The sequence below is a fragment of the Paenibacillus sp. F024 genome, from assembly GCF_057814255.1.
Genome location: NZ_JBVASZ010000179.1, coordinates 1 through 275 on the forward strand (window position 1 = coordinate 1; position 275 = coordinate 275).

1 protein-coding gene is annotated in these 275 nt (G+C 55.6%); it reads right to left on the minus strand.

The window, feature by feature from the left end; genetic code table 11:
* Window positions 1–275, minus strand: a 275-nt coding sequence (gene tnpA, locus ACZYR9_RS27865; protein WP_488981527.1) for an IS66 family insertion sequence element accessory protein TnpA, incomplete at both ends; no start/stop codon positions are given.

Consider the following 275-nt stretch of genomic DNA (forward strand, 5'->3'; position numbering starts at 1 on the left):
CGGTTCGAAGCCCGGACGTACAACAATGCGGGCGGATCCGACCTGTACCCATAATGGATCGTTCTCCGGCTCCGGTGACGTGACGGTCACGGCGCGGAAGGTTGCAGAGGCTGATGCCAGGTTCTGCTGTCTTTGGGCTTTGTACAACCAATATTTTAACTGATGCACCGTTACGTTCTGTTCGGCACACCACGCCTTTAACGTTTGCCCGCTTGCCCGATAGGCCGCGATACGTTTAACCCATAGTTCCTGCAGCGTCTCTTCCATCCGAATCC